This window comes from Humitalea rosea, assembly GCF_003253705.1.
Lineage (GTDB): Bacteria > Pseudomonadota > Alphaproteobacteria > Acetobacterales > Acetobacteraceae > Humitalea > Humitalea rosea.
Map to the genome: position 1 here is coordinate 328,736 of NZ_QKYU01000001.1, position 17,857 is coordinate 346,592.

At 69.8% G+C, this 17,857-nt stretch carries 19 protein-coding genes and 1 tRNA gene; 8 read left to right on the forward strand and 12 right to left on the reverse strand.

Annotation, left to right across the window (positions count from 1 at the left end):
- Positions 1-6: 6 nt before the first annotated feature.
- From C8P66_RS01430 to C8P66_RS01465, 8 genes are read right to left on the reverse strand one after another with little or no spacing between them, the layout of a single operon-like run.
- Positions 7-753, reverse strand: coding sequence for an MBL fold metallo-hydrolase (locus tag C8P66_RS01430; protein ID WP_111396344.1), 747 nt, complete (start codon positions 751-753; stop codon positions 7-9).
- Between the two features lie 46 nt (positions 754-799).
- A complete protein-coding gene (locus tag C8P66_RS01435) occupies positions 800-1,576 on the reverse strand; it encodes a TatD family hydrolase (protein ID WP_111396345.1) in 777 nt (258 codons plus the stop codon).
- Positions 1,573-3,102 (reverse strand): methionine--tRNA ligase, encoded by a 1,530-nt coding sequence (gene metG / locus C8P66_RS01440; protein ID WP_111396346.1) that lies wholly within the window; start codon positions 3,100-3,102, stop codon positions 1,573-1,575. Before metG ends, C8P66_RS01435 begins: the two co-directional genes overlap by 4 nt.
- Before the next feature lie 21 nt (positions 3,103-3,123).
- Complete coding sequence (locus C8P66_RS01445; RefSeq protein WP_111396347.1) at positions 3,124-4,137, reverse strand: DNA polymerase III subunit delta'; 1,014 nt, start codon at positions 4,135-4,137, stop codon at positions 3,124-3,126.
- Positions 4,134-4,748: a dTMP kinase gene (gene tmk, locus C8P66_RS01450; RefSeq protein WP_342767995.1), complete on the reverse strand. Its 615-nt coding sequence runs from the start codon at positions 4,746-4,748 to the stop codon at positions 4,134-4,136. Before tmk ends, C8P66_RS01445 begins: the two co-directional genes overlap by 4 nt.
- On the reverse strand, positions 4,745-6,010 hold the full coding sequence (locus tag C8P66_RS01455; protein ID WP_111396349.1) for a D-alanyl-D-alanine carboxypeptidase family protein: 1,266 nt from the start codon (positions 6,008-6,010) through the stop codon (positions 4,745-4,747). The genes tmk and C8P66_RS01455 overlap by 4 nt, the downstream gene beginning before the upstream one ends.
- A gap of 35 nt (positions 6,011-6,045) precedes the next feature.
- Positions 6,046-6,936 carry a septal ring lytic transglycosylase RlpA family protein gene (locus C8P66_RS01460; protein ID WP_111396350.1) on the reverse strand — a complete coding sequence of 297 codons (891 nt, stop codon included), beginning with the start codon at positions 6,934-6,936 and terminating at the stop codon, positions 6,046-6,048.
- Positions 6,933-7,868, reverse strand: coding sequence for a lytic murein transglycosylase (locus tag C8P66_RS01465; protein WP_245903157.1), 936 nt, complete (start codon positions 7,866-7,868; stop codon positions 6,933-6,935). Before C8P66_RS01465 ends, C8P66_RS01460 begins: the two co-directional genes overlap by 4 nt.
- A gap of 179 nt (positions 7,869-8,047) precedes the next feature.
- Here C8P66_RS01465 and C8P66_RS01470 point away from each other — a divergent pair, with 179 nt between their 5' ends.
- Positions 8,048-9,463, forward strand: coding sequence for an MmgE/PrpD family protein (locus tag C8P66_RS01470; protein ID WP_111396352.1), 1,416 nt, complete (start codon positions 8,048-8,050; stop codon positions 9,461-9,463).
- A gap of 7 nt (positions 9,464-9,470) precedes the next feature.
- Here C8P66_RS01470 and C8P66_RS01475 read toward each other — a convergent pair whose 3' ends face one another.
- The gene (locus tag C8P66_RS01475; protein WP_111396353.1) at positions 9,471-10,529 is read right to left on the reverse strand and encodes a lipid A deacylase LpxR family protein; all 1,059 of its coding nucleotides are present in this window, start codon (positions 10,527-10,529) and stop codon (positions 9,471-9,473) included.
- 102 nt (positions 10,530-10,631) lie between these two features.
- Between C8P66_RS01475 and C8P66_RS01480 the strand changes: the two genes are divergently transcribed.
- Positions 10,632-10,721 (forward strand) — tRNA-Ser (locus C8P66_RS01480).
- A 201-nt stretch (positions 10,722-10,922) separates the two neighbouring features.
- On the forward strand, positions 10,923-11,528 hold the full coding sequence (locus tag C8P66_RS01485; protein WP_146422648.1) for a hypothetical protein: 606 nt from the start codon (positions 10,923-10,925) through the stop codon (positions 11,526-11,528).
- Between the two features lie 73 nt (positions 11,529-11,601).
- Here the strand turns inward: C8P66_RS01485 and C8P66_RS01490 are convergent, their stop codons facing one another.
- Both C8P66_RS01490 and C8P66_RS01495 read right to left on the reverse strand, forming a co-directional pair.
- Positions 11,602-12,585 carry a Bug family tripartite tricarboxylate transporter substrate binding protein gene (locus tag C8P66_RS01490; RefSeq protein WP_158537056.1) on the reverse strand — a complete coding sequence of 328 codons (984 nt, stop codon included), beginning with the start codon at positions 12,583-12,585 and terminating at the stop codon, positions 11,602-11,604.
- Positions 12,586-12,711: 126 nt separating this feature from the next.
- Positions 12,712-13,644, reverse strand: coding sequence for a LysR family transcriptional regulator (locus C8P66_RS01495; protein WP_245903145.1), 933 nt, complete (start codon positions 13,642-13,644; stop codon positions 12,712-12,714).
- Positions 13,645-13,819: 175 nt separating this feature from the next.
- Here C8P66_RS01495 and C8P66_RS01500 point away from each other — a divergent pair, with 175 nt between their 5' ends.
- Genes C8P66_RS01500 through C8P66_RS01520 form a run of 5 tightly spaced genes read left to right on the forward strand, consistent with a single transcriptional unit; the run spans position 13,820 to position 17,711 of the window.
- A complete protein-coding gene (locus C8P66_RS01500; RefSeq protein ID WP_158537057.1) occupies positions 13,820-14,794 on the forward strand; it encodes a Bug family tripartite tricarboxylate transporter substrate binding protein in 975 nt (324 codons plus the stop codon).
- Between the two features lie 6 nt (positions 14,795-14,800).
- On the forward strand, positions 14,801-15,574 hold the full coding sequence (locus C8P66_RS01505) for an enoyl-CoA hydratase/isomerase family protein (protein ID WP_111396358.1): 774 nt from the start codon (positions 14,801-14,803) through the stop codon (positions 15,572-15,574).
- Between the two features lie 2 nt (positions 15,575-15,576).
- Positions 15,577-16,020: a hypothetical protein gene (locus C8P66_RS01510; RefSeq protein ID WP_111396359.1), complete on the forward strand. Its 444-nt coding sequence runs from the start codon at positions 15,577-15,579 to the stop codon at positions 16,018-16,020.
- A 1-nt stretch (position 16,021) separates the two neighbouring features.
- Positions 16,022-16,471 (forward strand): MaoC family dehydratase, encoded by a 450-nt coding sequence (locus tag C8P66_RS01515; protein WP_245903146.1) that lies wholly within the window; start codon positions 16,022-16,024, stop codon positions 16,469-16,471.
- Positions 16,472-16,478: 7 nt separating this feature from the next.
- Positions 16,479-17,711 carry a CaiB/BaiF CoA transferase family protein gene (locus C8P66_RS01520; protein WP_111396360.1) on the forward strand — a complete coding sequence of 411 codons (1,233 nt, stop codon included), beginning with the start codon at positions 16,479-16,481 and terminating at the stop codon, positions 17,709-17,711.
- On the opposite strand, the gene C8P66_RS23720 is transcribed toward C8P66_RS01520, so the two are convergent.
- Positions 17,680-17,829, reverse strand: a complete 150-nt coding sequence (locus C8P66_RS23720) for a hypothetical protein (RefSeq protein ID WP_158537058.1) — start codon at positions 17,827-17,829, stop codon at positions 17,680-17,682. The genes C8P66_RS01520 and C8P66_RS23720 overlap by 32 nt on opposite strands.
- Positions 17,830-17,857: the final 28 nt, after the last annotated feature.

Consider the following 17,857-nt stretch of genomic DNA (forward strand, 5'->3'; position numbering starts at 1 on the left):
GAAACGTCAGAGCGTGATCCGCAGGCCGTCATGGCCCGCTTCGATGCCGGGCGGCAGGTTGTCCCGCAGCCAGGCCCAGTCCATGTCGGGGCCCATATGGGTCAGGATGGTGCGCCGTGGGCGCAGCCGCTCCACCCAGGCGGTGACGGTCGCGATATCGGCATGGACCCAATGCGGCCCGCGTTGGAAGCAGCCGACCACCCAGCACTCCAGCCCTTCAAGCTGCGCCATGCTCGCTTCCGGCAGCCGTATGACATCGGTGCTATAGGCGAAGCCGCCGATCCGCAGGCCCAGCGTCTCCATCACCTGGTGGTCCTGGCGGAACAGCCGCACCGGCAGCCCGGCCAGGGTCACCACGGTCTCCGGGGCCACTTCCCGCGCCTCCAGCGCCGGGCGGAAGAAGCCGGGCGGTGCCGCCGGGCGGAAGGCGTAGTCGAAGCGCCGGGCCACATCCTGCAAGGTCGCGGCGGTGCCATAGGCCGGGATCGCGGTGCCGAGCACCCGGTTCACCGACCGCAGCTCATCCACCCCCATGACGTGGTCGGCATGGGCATGGGTGAAGAGCAGCTCATCGATGCGCCCGACCCCATGGGTCAGGAACTGCGCCCGCAGATCCGGCCCGGCGTCCACAAGCAGGCGCTTGCCCGAGGGTCCTTCGATGATGATGGAGCTTCGGCTGCGGCGGTTGCGCGGTTCGGCCGGATCGCAGGCGCCCCAGGCGCCGAACCCATCGGTGCCGCCCACCAAAGGCACGCCACCGGAGCCGCCACAGCCAAGAAGTGTAATATTTAACAAAACTCTAGGAGGCTTTCTTGAACAAACGCAGGAAGTTCCCCGTGGTCAATTCCGCGATCTCGGCAGCACCGATCCCGCGTGCCTTGGCCAGCACCGCGGCGGTATGGGCGACATAGCCGGGCTCGCAGCGCTTGCCCCGGTGCGGCACCGGCGCGAGATACGGCGAGTCCGTTTCCACAAGAAGCCGCTCCGCCGGAAGCCGCGCGGCCAGGACGCGGAAATTCTCCGATTTCGGGAAGGTCAGGATGCCGGAGAAGGAGATATAACCCCCGATCTCCACTGCCTTTTCAGCGAGTTCCTCGCCGCTGCTGAAGCAGTGCAACAGGAAATCGAACCAGCCCCCTTCCCGCTCCTCGACCAGGATCCGCAGGATATCCTCATCCGCCTGCCTTGCGTGGATGACCAGCGGCAGCCCTGTCTCGCGGGCGGCGCGGATGTGGCGGCGAAAGCCCTCCTGCTGCACCTCGCGCGGCGCGGTGTCGTAGAAATAGTCGAGCCCGCTCTCCCCGATCCCGATCACCTTGGGATGGTCGGCGAGCGCCACGATCTCGGCGACCGTCGGCATCGGCGCCTCGCCGGCATTCTGCGGGTGCACGCCGACGGTGGCCCAGACCTGGGGGTGCGCCTCGGCCAAGGCGCGGGTCACCTGCCCCTGCGCCATGCGGACGCCGATGGTCACCATCCGCTCCACCCCGGCGGCGGCGGCGCGGGAGAGGATGTCGGGCAGTTCCTCGGCGGTGAAATGGTCCAGATGGCAATGGCTATCGGTCAGCCCGGTCATGCCGCGGTCAACTCCACCTTGCGGAAGATCGGCGTCGGCGGTGCAAGCGGGGTGCCATCCGGCAAGGGGGTCGCCAGATCGGCCAGGCCCCGCGCCGCCTCGGGCACGCCGCACTGGTCCAGCATCATGCCCATGCTGCCCGGCATGAAGGGCAGCAGCACCGTCGCAAGCCCGCGCAGCGCGGTGTGCAGATGCCGCAGCACCGCCTCGCCGCGCACCGGATCGGTCTTCTTCAGGCTCCAGGGCTTTTGGGCATCGATCCAGGAATTGCCGAGGCGCACGACCTCCCAGACCCGCTCCAGCGCCTCGTGGAAGGCTTGGCGGTCGATCGCCTCGGCCACGCGCCCGGGCAGGGCCGCCACCGGGTCCAGCAACAGATGGTCGGCTTCGGTCAGCGCCACCAAAGCGGGCAGCTTGCCCTCGGCATTGCGCTGGATCAGCGAGAGGCTGCGCTGCGCCAGATTGCCCAGATCATTGGCAAGATCGCTGTTCAGCCGCCCGCCCAGCGCGCGGCGCGAGAAATCCCCGTCTTGCCCAAATGAGACCTCGCGCAGCAGGAAATACCGCACCGGGTCCAGCCCGTAGTCCTCGATCAGCGCCAGCGGGTCGATGACATTGCCCAGCGACTTGCTGATCTTCTGGCCCTCATTGGTCCACCAGCCATGGGCGAAGATCCGCTTGGGCAGCGGCAGCTCCGCCGCCATCAGGAAGGCCGGCCAGTAGATCGCGTGGAAGCGCAGGATATCCTTGCCGACGAAATGGATATCAGCCGGCCAGAACCGGTAGTCCTGAGCGTTTTCATCCGGATAGCCGACAGCCGTAAGGTAATTTGTGAGCGCGTCCAGCCAGACATACATCACATGCGCCGGATCATTCGGCACCGGCACGCCCCAGCTGAAGGACGTCCGCGAGATCGACAGATCCTGCAGCCCCGACTTGATGAAGGCGATCACCTCGTTGCGGCGGCTGGGGGGGGCGATGAATTCCGGGTTGGCGTCGAAATGCGCCAGCAGCCGCTCGCCCCAGGCCGAAAGCCGGAAGAACCAGGATGGCTCCCGCACCCATTCCACCGGGGCGCCGGAGGGGGCGAATTTCTGCCCGTCGCGCTCCACAAGCTCGTCGGGGCCGTAATAGGCCTCGTCGCGGACGGCGTACCAGCCTTCGTAATGGCCCTCATAGATCGCGCCGGCCTCCCGCAGCCGGGTCCAGAGCGCCTGGCAGGCGGCGTAATGCCGCGGTTCCGTGGTGCGGATGAAGCCGTCGTTGGAGAAGCCCATCGCCAGCGCCAGATCGCGGAAGGTCTGGCTGACGCGATCCACGAAAGCCTGGGGCTCCTCGCCCGCATCCTGCGCCGCCTTCTCGACCTTCTGGCCATGCTCATCGGTGCCGGTCAGGAAGAAGACGTCAAAGCCCTGCATCCGCTTCCACCGCGCCAGCACATCAGCCGCGAGGCTGGTGTAGGCATGGCCGATGTGCGGCTTGTCGTTGACGTAATAGATCGGGGTCGTGATGTAGAAAGGGCGCATACCGGGCTTCTACGCCGCAGGTCAGCGCCCCGCCAGCCAGCCCAGCATCGCAAGGCTCGACTGCTTGCGATCCAGTGCCAAAGCCTCGGTCCGTTTCGCCTGGGCGCCGACCCGGGACCAGGCTTCCGACCACTCCGCGAGCGGCCGCCCGGCGAGCCAGGGCTCGGCCTGCCCCTGCGCCGCCGCGGCCAAAGCGGCGGCCAGCCGCGCCCGCAGCAGCGCCCAGAACAGCACGAAGGCGCTGCCATCGCGCACCGCCGCCAGCCGGTCGGCCAGCGCGAACCAGGCGCGTTCATCCGGCCGCGACAAAGCGGCGAGGATGCGGCTCGCCTCGGCCGCGAGGGACAGCCCCTCCCCCTCGGCCAGCGACAGCGCCCGGCCCGGCGAGCCCGCCGCGACCTCGGCCAGCCGGGCGCGGTCGGCCTGCGGCATCTCCGGCAGCCAGCGGGCGAGCAGCCCCTGCATCGCGGGCTCGGGCAGCGGCGACAGCTCCAGCCGCCGCATCCGGCTGCGCAGGGTCGGCAGCAGCGAGGCCGCGACATGGGAGACGACGAGCAGCACCGTGCTTTTTGACGGCTCCTCGATGGTCTTCAGCAGCGCATTGGCCGCACCAGGATGCATCGTCTCCGCCTCGTCCAGCAGCACGATGCGAAACCCGCCCTCGGCCGGGGTCAGCGAGAGGAAGCGCGGCACCTTCCGCGCTTCATCCACCGGGATCTGGCGGCGGACCTTGCCGGCGCCGACCTCGGGCGCCAGCACCATCAGATCGGCATGGCCGCCGGCGATGATGCGGCGGAACACCGGGTCGCTCTCCGGCACATGCAGCGGCGGCTTGCCGGCCACATCCGGCGGCATCCCCGCCAGCAGCCAGCGGGCGAACCGGAAGGCGAGCGTCGCCTTGCCGATCCCGGCGGGGCCGGCGAGCAGCCAGGCGTGGTGCAGCTTGCCCGAGCGCGCCGCCTCGGCCAGCCGCGCGGCGGCGGCATCATGCCCGACCAGATCGGGGTTGGCCCGCGGTTCAGGCGGCAGGCTCATCCGAGGCGCCCGGCGATCGCGGCATCGATGGCGGCGGCGACAGCGGATTCGGCCTGGCTGGCATCGAGCACGGCGCAGCGGTCCGGCTCAGCGGCGGCAATCGCCAGGAAGGCGGCCCGGATCGCGGCGTGGAAGCCAGCCCCCAGCCGTTCGTAGCGGTTGAGCGGGCCCCGCGCGCCGGCGCGCGCCATGCCCGCCTCGGGCGGCACATCCAGCACCAGGGTCAGCTCCGGCACCACCGGCCCCAGGGCCAGCGCCGACAAGGCCAGGAAATCGGCGCGCGCAAGGCCCTGGCTGCCCTGATAGGCCCAGGTGCTATCGGCAAAGCGGTCGCAGACCACCCAGATCCCGGCGGCCAGGGCGGGGCCGATCAGCCGTGCGACATGCTCGCGCCGCGCGGCGAAATGCAGCATGGCCTCGGCCAGCGGGTCCCAGCCGTGGTCGCCGCCGAGCAGCAGCCCCCGGATCGCCTCGGCCCCCGGCGGACCACCAGGCTCGCGCGTGAGCAGCACCGGATGCCCGGCCTCGGCCAGACGCCGCGCCAGGGCACGCGCCTGGGTGGATTTGCCCGCGCCCTCGCCGCCCTCCAGCGTGATGAACCGCCCCCTCAAGCGCCCAGCCATCTCCCGATCACGGCCGGGATGCGCGGCAGCAGCCCGAGCCGCGCCACATCCGCGCCCGCGATCAGCGGCACCACCATGGGCGGCACGCCGGCACCGCCGACCTCCAGCCGCCCGATCTCCTGCCCGCGCAGCACCGGCGCGGGGATCGGGGCGTCGTAGCGCACCTTCACATCCAGCCGGTTGCGCCAGGCCCGCGGCAGGGTGATCACGAGGTCCCTGCCCCCCACCAGCGGCACCGTCGGCCGCTCGCCCAGATAGACCGGGGCTTCCTCCACCGTATCGGCGGCGCGGAACAGCACGACATTGTCGAACTCGCGGAAGCCCCATTCCATCAGCCGCTCGCTCTCATCCTGGCGCGCGCGCATGGAGAGCAGGCCGTTCAGCACCAGGATCAGCCGGCGTTCGCCGCGCTTGGCGGTGCCGGTCAGGCCATAGCCCGCATCCTCGGTATGTCCGGTCTTCATCCCATCCGCCCCGGCGACGCGGCCGAGCAGCGGGTTGCGGTTCTCCTGGGTGATGTCGCTCCAGCGGAAGGATCGCTCGCTGTACAGGCGGAAATGGTCGGGGAAGTCGTTGATGATCCGCCGGGTGAGGATGGCGAGGTCGCGGCAGGTCATGCGGTGCTCGGGGTCGGGCCAGCCGGTGACGTTGCGGAAGTGGCTGTTGCGCAGGCCGATGCGCCGCCCCGTCTCGTTCATCATATCGACGAACTGCTGCTCGCTGCCGGCGATGCCCTCGGCCAGCACGATGCAGGCGTCATTGCCCGATTGCACGATCACGCCGCGGGCGAGGTTCTCCAGGCTGATGTCCGAGCCCAGTTCGACGAACATCTTCGACCCGCCCATCCGCCAGGCGCGCTCGGAGACGGTGAAGGTCTGGTCGGGGCGCAGGCGGCCCTGCTTCAGCAGGTCGAAGACGACATACATCGTCATCAGCTTGGACATCGAGGACGGCGGCATCCGCTCATCCGCGTTCTTTTCCAGCAGCACCGCGCCGGTATCGGCATCCAGGATCAGCGCCTGGCGGGCGATGGTGTCGAAGGGGCCGAGCGGCGTGCTGCCGGGCGATCCCACCGGGGCCGGGGCGGCCCGGGGGGCGGCGCGGGCGGCGGGCTGGCGCGCCTGGGCCAGGGCGAGACCCGGGGCCAGGGCAACACCCAGGGCGACACTGGGCACCAGGGCCGCGCCAGCGAGGAGCAGGACCCGGCGCGAGGCCGGGCGCGAAAGGATGGGGGCGGGAGCTTCGGTCACGCCGCGTCTATAGCACCGGCCGAGGCGCCGGGGGATCAGTCCACGATAATTCGGGCACCGGAAATCCCGGTGCCGAGCACGCGCTCCAGCGCCGCATCGGCCTCCGCCGCCGAATGCAGCGGCCCGAGCCGGACCCGGTATTCCGCCGCCCGCCCGCTGCCGAAGCGCTCGACCCGGGCGCCGCCGATTCGCGCCGCCTGACGGGCCGCGGCGTCGCGGCCGGTGAAGCGTCCGGCCTCGACCAGGATCTGGCCGGGGTTGGCCGGAACGCTCCGGGCCTGCTGCGGCAAGGATATGTTCACCGGCGCCGCCGCGATCGGGGCGGCCACCACCGCGGCGGCGGGGCGGCCCTGGCGCAGCCGGTCGGATTGGCGGGCCCCCGGTGTCAGCGCGAGGGCCTCGCGCTCCACCGTGCCGGAGGGGGCGGCGGCGATGGCGAGCGGCACCGCCTCGGGCGCCGGCAGCCCGGTCGCGATGGCGCGGGAGGCCTCGGCCTCGACTGCGATCCTGAGGCGGGTGCCCTGCCCCGCCTGCAACAGGCTGGCGGCGCGGGGCGAGAGGCTGAGCACGCGGCCGGGGTTCACCGGGCCGCGGTCATTGACCCGCACCAGCAGTTCCAGCCCGGCGTCGAGGTTGGTGACGCGCAGGATCGCCGGCATCTGCAAGGTGCGGTGCGCGGCCATCAGGGCTGCGGGATCGTAGCGCTCGCCATTGGCGGTCAGCCGGCCGGCCCGGGGATCGGGGATGATGCTGGCGAGGCCGGTCTCGACGAGGGAGAAATTCTCGGCCGGGTAGGACCAGACCCCGCCCGCGCTATAGGGCGCGCCGATCAGGTAGCGCGCGGAGGGGGCCGGCGGCGCGGGGCGGCGGGCGCAGCCGGACAGCAGCACAACGGCGGCAAGCGCCGCCCCGATACCAAGCCTCACGCCACGCGGTCCGACAGCAGCCCGACGCCGAGCGCGTAGAAGGTGGAGGGGTTGTAGCGGCGGATGGCGCTGAAGTTCGGATAGACGATGAAAGCCTGCCCGCCGCCATCGGCCCCGCCCGGCACCAGGATGCTGCAGTCCACATCGACGTTCGGCAGCGGCGTGCCATCGCTTTGCACCACCCCGGCCGCGGCCCATTCGGGCAGCTTGCGGCGGTTGTCGAGCCGCGCCTCGGCGATGTCGAAGCCGCGGGGCAGCAGCACCTCCCGCCCCCAGCGGAACTCCTCCCGCCAGCCGCTGCGGGCCAGGTAATTGGCGATGGAGCCCAGCGCGTCGCCGCGATCATCCCAGATATCGCGGCGGCCATCGCCGTTGAAATCCACCGCCAGCCGCTCGAAGGAGGTCGGCATGAACTGCGGCTGGCCCATCGCCCCGGCCCAGGAGCCGCGCATCCGCTCCGGCGTCACATGCCCGGCCTCCAGGATGCGCAGGGCGGCCATCAACTCGCCGCGGAAGAAGCTGGCGCGGCGGCCCTCCCAGGCCAGGGTCGCGAGGGATTCCACCACGTTGAAATTGCCGGTGTAGGTGCCGTAATTGGTCTCCATCCCCCAGATGGCGACGACCACCCGCGGGTTGACGCTGTAGCGCGCGCCGATCGCTTCCAGCAACGCGCGGTTGTCCGCGAAGACCTGGCGGCCGCGGTCGATGCGCGAGGAGGTGATCTGGCGGTCGCGGTACTGCACCCAGGTCATGGTGAATTCGGGCTGGCGCCGGTCCAGCTCCAGCACCCGCGCATTCGGCCGCAGCCCGGACAGCGCCAGGGTCAGCATGGCCTGGGACAGGCCGGCGCGGCGGGCCTCGACCCGCACGCCTTCCAGGAATTGCGTGAAATTGGGCTGAGTCTGGGCCGAGCTTGAGGTGGCCACGAGCACCGGAAGCAAGCCCGCGACTCGGCGGAGAACGAGACGTCGCGCGATCATGGATCGATGCGTGCCACGGTCTGCCCCCCGGCTGCAACCGCCGCGTCGCAACCCGGGCGTGCAGTTGGCGCGCCTCCCGAGGGTGTGACAATCTGGCGGCCAAGATCGGATTGTTTTGGGAGAACGCCGCCATGGCCGCCGTTACCGCTGACCTCGCCGCCTTCAGTGCCGCCCTGCGTTGGGACGCCCTGCCCGCCGCCGTCCAGGAGCGCACGCGGCTGCTGGTGCTGGACCTCGTGGGCAATATGCTGCGCGGCCGGCGCGAGGCCGAAAGCACCCCGCCGCTGATCGCCGCGATGACCGCCCTCGGCCTGACCCAGGGCAATGCCACGGTGTTCGGGGACCGCGCGCGGATGGCCCCGGCGGGTGCCGCGCTGCTGAACGGCACCAACGCCCATAGCCTGGATTTCGACGACACCCATGCCGCCGGCAGCCTGCATCCGGGCGCGCCGGTGATCCCGGCCGCCCTTGCCGCCGCGGAGATGACCGGCGCCGATGGCGCGACCACCCTGGCCGCCATCGTCGCGGGCTATGAGGTGACGAACCGCCTGGCGGTCGCCCTGCCCGCCGGGGCGCATTACGACCGCGGCTACCATCCGACCGCGACCTGCGGCGTCTTCGGCGCGGCGGCGGCGGTGGGGCGGATCATGGGGCTGGATGCGGCCGGCATCGCCTCGGCCTTCGGCATCGCGCTGTCGCAATCGGCGGGTTCGCTGCAATTCCTCAACAATGGCGCCTGGACCAAGCGCTTCCAGGTCGGCTGGGCCTGCATGGGCGGGCTCGCCGCCGGCACCCTGGCGGCCCAGGGCTTTCGTGGCGCCGGCGAGGCGCTGGAAGGCAAGGCCGGTTTTTTGCGCGCCTATGCGCCCGATCCGGTGCCGGAACGCGCGCTGCGCGGGCTCGGCCAGGAATGGGAGCTGATGCAGACCGCCGTGAAGCCCTACCCCTCCTGCCGCTACGGCCATGCCGGGGTGGATGCGGCGCTGGCGCTGCGGGCCGAGCTTGGGCTGAAGGCGGAGGAGATCGAGGCGGTGACCCTCGGCCTGCCGGCGGCGGGGATGCTGCTGGTGGGCGCGCCGCTGGAGCGCAAGCAGGACCCGCGCAATGTGGTGGACGGGCAGTTCAGCGGCCCCTTCGTCATCGCCTGCGCCCTGGCGCGCGGCCATTTCGGCTGGGAGTCCTACGAGTGGTTACAGGCGCCCGATCTGCGCCGGCTGATGAGCAAGATCACCTGTGAGCAGGACCCCGAGATCCAGGCGCATTTCCCGCAGCAGATGTCGGGCAAGGTGACGCTGCGCGCCCGGGGCGAGGTCTTCTCCCGCACCGTGGTGATCCCCAAGGGCGAGCCGGACAATTTCCTCACCGAGGCGGAGATCGAAGCCAAGTTCCATGCCCTGGCCGATGCGGTGCTCGGGGCCTCGCAGGCCGGGCGGCTGGCCGAGGCGGTGCTGTGCCTGGACCGCGCCCCGGGGGTCGCCCCCCTGCTGGCGTTGGCCCAGCCCGCCGGTCAGCCGTTGACGCAGGCGGCGCCGGGGCGCGCCGCCTGATCCTGCGTCAGAAGCGGGCGGAGACGCTGAGGCTGCCGAATTGCTGCAGCCCCTGCTCCCGCCCGATGCCATTGCCGCGGCTGCCCTGGCCGTAGAACTCCTCGGTGCGGAAGACCTGGGTATAGGCGATGCGGACGCCATGCCAGATGAAGGCGACGCCCACCTGCATGTCGCCCACCAGGGGCCGCGCCGTCACACCGGGGCTGTCGCGCCAGGTATTGCCTTCGAGCAGCAGGTCGCGGGCGACGGCCCGGCCCTCGGCCCCGGCGAAGACGTACCAGCCGAACTCATCGGTCTTCGGCTGGAAGAAGGCCGAGCCCGCCAGGGAGGGACGCACGCGCGGCGGCCCGAAATCGGCATCCAGCCCCTGGCCGATGCGGAACATGCCGCCCGCGGCGGCGAAGGTGGTGAGGTTGCCGAGCGCCAGGGTCATCGAGGGGATGAGGTCCATCTCCATCCCCAGGACCCCCGGCAGCTCCCGCCGCCATTTGCGGTCGAGCACCAGATCGACCACCGGCTCGTCATGCAGCTGGTAGGCCCAGCCATTGGCCGGCGCGTCGTCGATCAGGCGATGGAAGTCGTTCTGCACCTGGCGCCCGAGGGCCGAGGGGCCGACCAGCCCCGCCTGCAGCTCCACCACCGACAGCGTATCGGCCGTGGCCCGGGTCAGCGAGACCGAGCCCAGCAGCAGCCCGGCATAGGGCCGGTCGCGCGGGTCGGCGGTGTAGGTGTTGGTATCCCCCGGCGTGTAGATCGAATGCGACACCGAGGCCCCCCAGCGCAGCGCGCCCGGGCCCTGGAGGAAGTCGAGCTGCCGGTCCAGCCAGGCCAAGGGCGAGGGCAGGTCCGCCGAGGGCGAACGGTACATCAGCTGCACGCCATTGGTGTAGTAGCGGTCGGTGCCGCCCAGGGTGTCGTTCTCGATCGAGACCGAGACGGTCCCATAGGGGTCGGGGGCCGGGGGCGTGGTCGGTGTGGTGATCAGGGGCGTCTGGGCCGCCGCGGCGCCCGCGCTGAAGATCCAGGCGGCGGCCGCGAGCCGTCGGATGGTCGGGGGGTTGATCATGGGCTCTCCAGGAGGGTATCGCGCGTTGCGGGGTCTCTTGCGCGGAACCGGCTTTTACGCAACGCATTCCGCGCAATGCGGGTTGCCCGCGGCGCGGCGTCAGGACGGGTGGCCGAGTGGTCTATGGCAGCGGTCTTGAAAACCGCCGGGGGGGCAACTCCTCCGTGGGTTCGAATCCCACCCCGTCCGCCATTGATCCCATAAATTTCAATATGTCAGACGGGTTTATTGTAACCGGGGCAAAAGTCCGCCCGGCTGAAGGGTTTGAAGGGCCGGCCGGACATCCGCCCGAGCGGGATGGAGCCGGGCGACAGTGCGCCGGCCGGCCCGTCATCCGGGCCTCGCCGCGGCGGCGGCAACAAGACGGCGCGGCGGACTATCCACGAGGATCGGGTGATCCAGGCCACGGTGCCGGCGGGTTCGCGCTTCAAGGGCTACCAGAGCTTCGTGGTGCAGGAGCTGGTGCTGCGGGCGCATGTGCTGCGGCTGCGGCGGGAACGCTGGCTGACGCCGGAGGGGCAGAGCATCACCGCGCCGCTGCCGGCGGGCGTGGTAGGCCATTTCGGGCCGGAACTGCGGCGCTTCGTGCTGGCGCAGTACCACCAGGGCCAGGTGACGGTGGCGCGGCTGCTGATCGCCGGCCAGGACGGCTTCATCACCGAGGCCCGCGACGTGCTATGGGCCGGGCTGGAGACGGCGCCCTGGATCTCGGTCGACGACACCGGGGCGCGCCACGCCGGGGCGAACGGGGTCTGCACCCAGATCGGCAATCAGGACTTTACCTGGTTCGGCACCACTACGAGCAAGAGCCGGCTGAACTTCCTCGGGCTGCTGCGCGCGGGGCATCCGGGCAGCCTGTCTGCGCCCCATCTTTGGCGATGCGTTTCTCTACCGCACGTCATGGACGCTGTCGGACACGCCGGCACACATTCCCGGGAATGCACCGCTCCTCGGCGCGGACCACGCCTATGTCTTCGGCAAGATCCTCGGCCTGGATAGCGCGGAGATCGGCAGGCTGGCGGCCGAGGGCGTGATCGCATGACGCCGCCCAGCCCCATGGCAACGGAAGGCATCACTCCGCCTGGATATGGGCGCGCTGGATGACGTCGCGCCACTCGGCGATGTCGCGCTGCAGCACGGCCTGGAACTCTGCCGGGGTGGAGCCATGCACGACCAGGCCGAGCTGCAGCAGACGCTCGCGCACCGTCGGTTCGGCCAGGGCCTCCCGCACCGCATCCGCCATGCGCGTGCGGATCGCCTCCGGCAGCCCCGCCGGCCCCAGCAGGCCCAGCCAGAATTCGGTGGCGAAATCGGGCAACCCGCTCTCCCCGATGGTGGGCACATCCGGCAGCAGCGGCGCGCGCTCCGCCCCGGTCACCGCCAGCGCCCGCAACCGGCCATCCTCGACCAGGCCGCGGGAGCCCGGGATGGTGTCGAAGATGAATTGGATCTCGTTCTGGATCAGCGCGTTGATCGAAGGCCCGGCACCGCGATAGGGGATATGCACCATCTGCGCCCCCGCCCGCAGCGCGAAGCGCTCACCCATCAGATGCCCCGAGGAGCCGACGCCGGCGGAGCCGAAATTCACCTTGCCGGGATTGGCACGGGTGAAGGCGATCAGCTCGGCGACGCTGTGGATCGGCAAGCTTGGATTGACCACCAGCAGATAGGGACCCGTCGCGACCAGCGAGATCGGCACCAGATCCTTCTGCACATCGTAGGGTAGGCCGGTCTTGAAGCTTGGCTCGGTCGCCAGGACCGAGGTGTGGAACAGGAATGTCGCGCCATCCGGCGCGGCATGGGCCACGGCTTCGGTGCCGATCGAGCCCGCGGCCCCTGCCCGGTTCTCGACGATGACCGGCTGGCCCAGCCGCGTCAGCAGATCCTGCGCAAGCAGCCGGGCGACCGGATCCGTGGATCCGCCGGGCGGATAGGGCACGACAAAGCGTATCGGCCGGTCCGGCCAGGCCCTGGTCTGCGCGCGGGCGGGCGCCGGGATGGCCGCAGCGGCAAATCCGCAGGCAACAAGCTGAATGGCTCCTCTACGACCCGGCATGTCCATCGCATTCCTCCCAACCGCCCGTGCGGAACCGTCCGCCAGGCATTTTGAGAAAACCTATGGGCTGCATTGGGTGATGGGAATGCCGGTCCCAGACACGGCATCCTTACGTCAAACGAAACATCATCCGCGCGGTGGCGGATCAATTGGCCCCAGCCGGGTGCGAAACGCCTCTGCCAGAAAATCAAGGAAGACCCGAAGCTTCGTCGGCATGCGCCGGCTGTCGAGATAGACGGCATAGACGCCGTTCTCGAATTCCATGTGGCTGGCGCGGTGTTCGGGGAACAGGCGTATCAGGCGGCCCTCGCGCAATTCATCCAGGACCGACCAGTCCGGAAGCAGTGCCAGCCCAAGTCCGGACACGGCCGCGGCGACCAGGGCAGGGCCGCTGTCCGACTGCATGTTTCCGGTGACCGAAACCTCGGTCAGCGCCCCCGCGGCATCGAGGAAGCGCCAGACCGGGCGCCCGAGGTTGAGGCGATAGGTCAGGCAGTTGTGCCGCGCCAGATCGGCCGGACCCACCGGTGCGGCATGGCGCGCGAGATAGGCGGGGGCGGCGCAGACGATGCGTTCGGAGCTGGCGAGCTTGCGCGCGATGAGGCTGGAATCCGCCAGCTGCCCGATGCGTATGTCCACATCGACATGCCGATCCACGAGATCCACGGCGAAATTCGACATCAGCAGATCGACGCTCACCTCCGGATTGGCCGCAAGGAAGTGCGGTAGCGCTGGCACGATGAAGCGCATGCCGACCAGCACCCGCGTATGTACCCGCAGCATGCCGCGCGGCACGGTCTGGAGGTTGGCGACCGAGGCCCGGGCGTCCTCGATCTGCTGCAGCACCTGCTCGACCTGGCGATGGTACAGCTCCCCTGCCTCGGTCAGCGCCAGCCGGCGGCTGGTGCGGTTGAACAGCCGCGCGCCGAGATCTTCTTCCAGTGCCTGGATCTGCCGCGTCACCGATGGTGCAGACAGGCCAAGCTGACGGCCGGCGGAGGACAGGCTCCCGCTCTGCACCACCGTCTGGAACACACGCATCGCCCGCAGCGTATCCACCGCTTCCCCTCCCCGACCGCGCATGAAGCGGCAGGAGGCGGGTTGTGACAAGCGCATCCTTTCACTGGGCGCAAGGTTGCTGGTCGCGCGCCGGATGTTCTCCGCCCCTCGTGGCGCTGGTAGCCGGGATGTGGGACGGCGGCGCCGATCCCCAAGGATGGGAGAGATACGCATCATGCCGGTTCCACGCCGATCCCTGCTCGCCGCCGGCGTCACGGCGGCCTTTGTCCCCGCCGCCGTCAGGGCGCAGCCGGCCTGGCCCAGCCGGCCGATCCGCTTTGTCGTGCCTTTCTCCCCGGGCGGCGGTTCGGACATCGTCGCGCGGCTGCTCGCCGATGAGCTGACGCAGCGCCTCGGCCAGCCGCTGATCATCGAGAACCGGCCCGGCCAGGCCGCCTCGATCGGCGCCGCCTATACCGCGCAGCAGCCGCCGGACGGCTATACCATCCTGATCTGCACGCCGGGGGTGCAGATGACCAACCCCTACCTCTACCCGAGCCTGCCCTATGATCCCGAGCACGGCTTCACGCCGATCGTGCATATCGCGCAACTGCCGAACATCCTGGTCGTGCATCCCTCGCTGCCGGTCACCAATGTCGCCGAGTTCATCGCCTATGCGCGGGCCAATCCGGACAAGCTGAGTTTCTCCTCCACCGGCTCCGGCTCCTCCAGCCACCTCGCCGCCGAGCTGTTCATGAACATGAGCGGCACGCATATGGTGCATGTGCCCTATCGCAGCTCCGGCCAGGCGCTGATCGACCTCACCGCAGGGCGCGTCGAGGTCACGCTCGACAGCTTTGCCGTGATGATGCCGGCGGTACGGGCGGGGCAGTTGCGGCTGCTCGGCATCTCGACCGCGCAGCGGATGGAGGATTACCCCGAAATCCCGGCGATCGCCGAAACCCTGCCGGGGTATGAGGGCACGACCTTGCTCTACATGGTGGGACCCGCCGGGCTGCCCGCGCCGATCGTCCAGACATTCAACGCCGCCTTCAACGAGGTGCTGCGCCTGCCGCGCATCCGCCAGCGCTTCCGCGAGATGGGCATGGCCGCCTCCGGTGGCACACCGGAGGAGCTGGCCAAGATCATCGATGACGGCCGGGTCAAATGGCGCCGCGTCATCGAGATCGCCGGCGTGAAGGTGGATTGAGCGGCGATGGATCTCACCAGTCTTCGCTTTGACCTCGCCGAGGGCATTGCCGTCATCACCCTCGACCGGCCGCCGGTGAATGCGCAGAATCGCCGGCTGCGGGAGGAGCTGACCTGGCTGCTGGACAGCTGCAGCGACCGCAAGGACGTGCGCTGCATCGTGCTGACGGGGTCCGGGGCCACCTTCTCCGCCGGTGCCGACATCAAGGAACGCATCGGGCTGGCACAGGACGCCGGCGACTACATCCGCCACAACCGGCTGACGCGGGAATTCTTCTACGCGCCGATGGATTGCCTGAAGCCGGTGATCTGCGCCGCCAATGGCCCGGCAATCGGCGCCGGCTTCGCGCTGATGATGTCCTGCGACATCCTGCTCGCGACCGAGGGCAGTTTTGTGCAGATGCCGGAGCTGGATGTCGGCCTGGCCGGCGGCGCCAAGTTCCTGTCGGAGCACTTCAGCCGGTCGCGGTCCCGGCTGATGTTCTTCACCGGCCGCCGCATCCCGGCCGAGGAGCTGTATCGGCTGGGCATGGTCGAGGCGGTGGTCCCGCGCGAGGCCTTGCTGCCCACGGCCATGCAGATCGCCCGCGAGATCGCGGCCAAGAGCCCGGTGGCGATGCGCCAGGCCAAGCGCTCCTTCAACGTCGTGGACAGCATGCCCTATCGCGACGCCTACCGCTTCGAGCAGACGATCAGCGAGGAGCTGTCCCATACCGAGGATGCGCGGGAAGCCCAGCGCGCCTTCGTCGAGAAACGCAAACCCGTCTTCAAGGAGGACTGAGCATGGCCACCGGACGCTACACCAGCGACCTGGAACAGGGCGAAATTCTCGGCCCGGTCGAGGTCGTCATCAGCCCCTTCATGGTGCGGGAATACTGCCACGCGACCGAGCTGCACCAGCCTTGCTTCCAGGATGATCCGCAGCCGATCGTCCCGCCGAGCATGGTGCACCTGGAGAAGCTGCGCCTCTACACGCTGTACTGCCCGGAGGGCTGCGGCCCCAATGCGCGGGTGCACTACTGCTTTGACGCGCGGTGGCACGCACCGGTGCGGGCGGGCCAGACGCTGCTGGTCCAAGGCCTGGTCAGCCGCCGCTACCTGAAGCGGGAGCGCGAGTACATGGACATGGACATCACCTTGCGGACCAAGGCCGAGGGCCGTCTTTTGGTCGAATACCGTGACACCATCTGCCTTTCCTACCGTGAAGCCGCCAAGGACGCTGCCTGAGATGGACCTGCTCCCCGGCCAGGAAATCCGCTCCGCCCCCCGCATCATGACGCGCGAGCGCATGCGCTGGTATGTCGATGCCCTGCCGACGGTGGAGGCCAATGACGGCCGCATCCATCGCGGCGGCCCGACCATCCACGACGATGACGACTACGCGCTGGGGCAGGGCCTGCCCGGCATCATCGCCGATGGCATGGTCTCGACCAATTGGATCCTCGATCTGATGCTGCGCGCCTTCGGCCCCGCGGTGCTGGAGGATCCCGGCGCGCTGACCACCAAGTTCATCGCCCCCGTCTATGAAGATGTGCCGGTGACGACGGTGCTGCGCGTCGAGGCGGTCGCCGAACTGCCCGAGGCGCGCCGCCGCCTGACCCTGAAGGTCTGGGCCGAGGATGATGCCGGCAAGGTGCTGACCTTCGGCAGCGCCGCCGTCACCTTGCCGCGGGGCTGAGCCGGCCATGGCGGGGGTGCTCGATGGTCTGCGGGTGGTGGATTTCAGCCGGGTCTTTGCCGGGCCGGCGGCAACGCAGGTGCTGGGCGACCTCGGCGCCGAGGTGATCAAGATCGAGGAACCCGGCCGCGGCGACGAGGCCCGCGGCTTCGGCGCCAATGCCGAGACCCTGGCGCGGTTCGGCGCGAGCCCTTCCTTCCTGGCCCTCAACCGCAACAAGCGTAGCATCGCTCTGGATCTGAAATCACCGGCGGGGCTTGCAATGGCGCGGCGCCTCGCGCTTTCGGCCGATGTTCTGGTACATAATTTCCGGCCCGGCACGATGGAGAAATGGGGCCTCGGCTGGGAGGATCTGCGCGCCCAAAACCCGCGGCTGATCCATTGCGGCTTCTCCGCCTATGGCGAGACCGGGCCGATGCGCGATTTCGGCGCCAATGACGTGGCCTTGCAGGCGCATAGCGGGCTGATGGAACTGACGGGGGAGCCCGACCGGCCACCGGTGCGGGTCGGCACCGCGGGGATCGACCTGCATGGCAGCCTCGGCATGGTCTGCGCGATCCTGGCAGCACTGCTGCACCGCGCGCAGAGCGGGGAGGGCCAGAAAGTCACCTCCTCGCTGCTGCAATCCTCGGCGCATCTGATGAGCTATTTCTACACCGACTGGTGGCTGGCCGGCACGCGGCACCAGCGGATGGGGACGGCCAATCACCTCAGCGTGCCCAACCAGGTGTTTCCGGCGGCCGATGGCGATGTCGTCATCATCGCGCCGAGCGACGACATGTGGCGCCGCCTTGCCCAGGCGTTGGACCCGGCGCGGCTGGACCTGCCGGAATTTGCGGGGGCGCTGGACCGCCGCATCCACCGGGGAAAACTGGTGGCGGTGCTGAGCGAGGTGACCCGCGGGCTGGCGGCTGAGGAGATCGTGCGCCGCCTCGGCGCCGCGCGCGTGAATGTCGCCAAGGTGAACAGCGTGGCGGAGGCCGCCGACCATCCACAGCTCGAAGCCATCGGCGGCGTGCTGGAATTCGAGCGGCAGGGTGCGACGATGCGCAGCGTGGCGCCGCCCTTCACCCTGACCGCGACACCCGCCAGTGTACGCCGCCGCCCGCCCGAGGTCGGCGAGCATGGCGAGGAGATCCTGCACGAACTCGGCCTGTCCGAGGCCGAGATCTTCGCAGCCCGACAGGCCGGCGCCTTCGGCCCCGCGGCTATTCGATCCTTATGTCAGCCTGCTGGATGATGCCGCGGAAGGTCGCGATATCGGCGGCGATCTGGGTCGCGAAATCATCCGGGGAATTGGCGATGATCGCATAGGCGAAGTCATCCAGGGCCTTCGGTGCGATGGCTGCGAGCGCCATTTCCCTGCCCCCTCACGCTGGAAGCTTG

Bases quoted from the DNA above. Each gene is read 5' to 3' on its own strand.
- C8P66_RS01505 (WP_111396358.1), top strand. From the start codon at position 14,801: ATGGATCTCACCAGTCTTCGCTTTGACCTCGCCGAGGGCATTGCCGTC.
- C8P66_RS01470 (WP_111396352.1), top strand. From the start codon at position 8,048: ATGGCCGCCGTTACCGCTGACCTCGCCGCCTTCAGTGCCGCCCTGCGT.
- C8P66_RS23720 (WP_158537058.1), bottom strand. From the start codon at position 17,829: ATGGCGCTCGCAGCCATCGCACCGAAGGCCCTGGATGACTTCGCCTAT.
- C8P66_RS01515 (WP_245903146.1), top strand. From the start codon at position 16,022: ATGGACCTGCTCCCCGGCCAGGAAATCCGCTCCGCCCCCCGCATCATG.
- C8P66_RS01520 (WP_111396360.1), top strand. From the start codon at position 16,479: ATGGCGGGGGTGCTCGATGGTCTGCGGGTGGTGGATTTCAGCCGGGTC.
- C8P66_RS01475 (WP_111396353.1), bottom strand. From the start codon at position 10,529: ATGATCAACCCCCCGACCATCCGACGGCTCGCGGCCGCCGCCTGGATC.
- C8P66_RS01490 (WP_158537056.1), bottom strand. From the start codon at position 12,585: ATGCCGGGTCGTAGAGGAGCCATTCAGCTTGTTGCCTGCGGATTTGCC.
- C8P66_RS01445 (WP_111396347.1), bottom strand. From the start codon at position 4,137: ATGAGCCTGCCGCCTGAACCGCGGGCCAACCCCGATCTGGTCGGGCAT.
- C8P66_RS01510 (WP_111396359.1), top strand. From the start codon at position 15,577: ATGGCCACCGGACGCTACACCAGCGACCTGGAACAGGGCGAAATTCTC.
- metG (WP_111396346.1), bottom strand. From the start codon at position 3,102: ATGCGCCCTTTCTACATCACGACCCCGATCTATTACGTCAACGACAAG.
- C8P66_RS01500 (WP_158537057.1), top strand. From the start codon at position 13,820: ATGCCGGTTCCACGCCGATCCCTGCTCGCCGCCGGCGTCACGGCGGCC.
- C8P66_RS01435 (WP_111396345.1), bottom strand. From the start codon at position 1,576: ATGACCGGGCTGACCGATAGCCATTGCCATCTGGACCATTTCACCGCC.